The sequence below is a fragment of the Sphingomonas sp. RB1R13 genome (genome assembly GCF_036663775.1).
GTDB lineage: Bacteria > Pseudomonadota > Alphaproteobacteria > Sphingomonadales > Sphingomonadaceae > Sphingomicrobium.
Map to the genome: position 1 here is coordinate 1 of NZ_JAXOJM010000012.1, position 1,847 is coordinate 1,847.

At 65.0% G+C, this 1,847-nt stretch carries 1 protein-coding gene; it reads right to left on the reverse strand.

Going from position 1 to position 1,847, the window contains the following annotated elements:
- Nucleotides 1-1,709: Ti-type conjugative transfer relaxase TraA (gene traA / locus U1700_RS14365; protein WP_332753376.1), on the reverse strand; the 1,709-nt coding region annotated here is incomplete at its 3' end.
- Nucleotides 1,710-1,847: the final 138 nt, after the last annotated feature.

Consider the following 1,847-nt stretch of genomic DNA (forward strand, 5'->3'; position numbering starts at 1 on the left):
GCCACCTCGTCATTCGTATGCGTGAGAATGATCCGACTTGAGTCCGGTTCGGCTTGGCGTTGCCGATCCCACCGGTCGATCAGATCGACCCGCGCGGCCTCACGCGTCTCGGCGACATGGATCGCATCATGCTGCCGATAGGTATCGAGCGCTTCCCCGGTGCGCTCGGTGGCAAGCTGGCGTGTCGCCCTTCGCTGCCATTCCTCGCGCTGGCGGCGAATGTCGGTGATCTCGATGCTGCCATGGCGCTCGGCCACGCTGCGAAACGCAGCACCCGCTTCGATCGCCTGGAGCTGTTCGGGGTCGCCGACCAGCACCACCTTGGCGCCGCGCTTCTCGGCCTCTGCAATGACCCGCTCGAGCTGGCGCGTGCCGATCATGCCCGCCTCGTCGATGACGAGGATCGACTTGTCGGTCAGGAGGTCACGTCCCTGCCCCCATTGATGTTCGAGGCTAGCGATGGTGCGCGAGGCGATGCCCGAGCCACCTTCGAGGTTCTCGGCCGCAATGCCCGACAATGCCAGTCCCTGGACCTGATAGCCGGCACTCTCCCACGCTTCGCGTGCCACGCCCAGCATTGCCGACTTGCCGGTCCCGGCATAGCCGACGACGACCCCCAGCCCTTTGCCGCTGGTGACATGGTCAAAGGCACTGCGCTGCTCCGGCGACAGGGTCAGCCCACGCATCTCGGCACGCACGAGCGCCAGCTTGCGATGCTGATCACTCAGCCCATGGCGACGACTGGTTTCGAGCTTCACCGTGGCGCGTTCGAGCCGTGCCTCGGTGTCGATCATCTCCCGGCTGGTGAAGCGCTCCTGGCCCCGTCCATCTTTGCCGAGCTTGACCAGTTCGGGGGATGCGCGGACCGCCGCCATCACCTGGTCGAACTGCTCCTTTCCCTCGCTGTGACGATGGACGAACATCGCCAGGTCGCGGGTGGTGAAGGTGGCTTGCGTGCGGGTGATCGCATCCAGCGCGATCGCCGGGTTGGCGAGGATCCTCTCACCATTGGCGCGGGCAATGGCGTGGTGCTCGGTGAGCCGCTCGCTGGCGAGTCCCTGCTCCACCATGCGCGAGGCGGCCGGGCCGATCTTATGCTGGGGCTCGAGATCGATGCCCTGCGCTTTCAGGCTGCGGTGATCGACCCGTGCATCAATGTCGAGCTCGGCGAGCCTCGCATTCACATGGCCTGCCCAGCGCTCGCGCCATGTCTCGAGCAGATCGGTGCGGGTCCAGTCGCGGTTCTTCTTGCCAAAACCCTCCTCGTTCACCTCGCGCAGCGCGAGCATGACATGGGCATGCGGCTTGGCCTCCCCGTCTGTACCGATATCCCAATGCACGTTGAGATCGGCGGCCATGCCGCGGGCGACGAACTCGTGGCTAACGAAGTCACGCGCCAGCCGAATGCCCTCGGCCTGGTCGAGCTCGCGCGGGATGGCGAACTCGACCTCACGGGCAAGCTGCGCGTCCTTGCGAAACTCCACCGCTTCGACTGCATTCCATAGCACCTCGCGGTCCAGCCACGCTTCGGGCGCGCCATCCGGCAGCAACACTTCGGAATGCACGACGCCCGCCTTGTTGGAGAAGTCGTGGTGGCGATCGAGCCGCTGATCGTGCAGCCGCGAGGCGGAGCGATAGGCGGCAGCCGCCAGCGCTGACGAGCCGTTGGCGCGCGAGATGATCTTGGCGGAGAAATGGTATATCGCCATGGCGGCAAACCATTTACACCAAACAAGCGACGTCGGCACGACGTATAAGCGCGCCCTTCGAAGATTTCATCTGTCTCGGGACGCGGTTGTCCCAAGTCATCCCGGCGCATTGCTGCTGATCGAACACCCCGATAACTG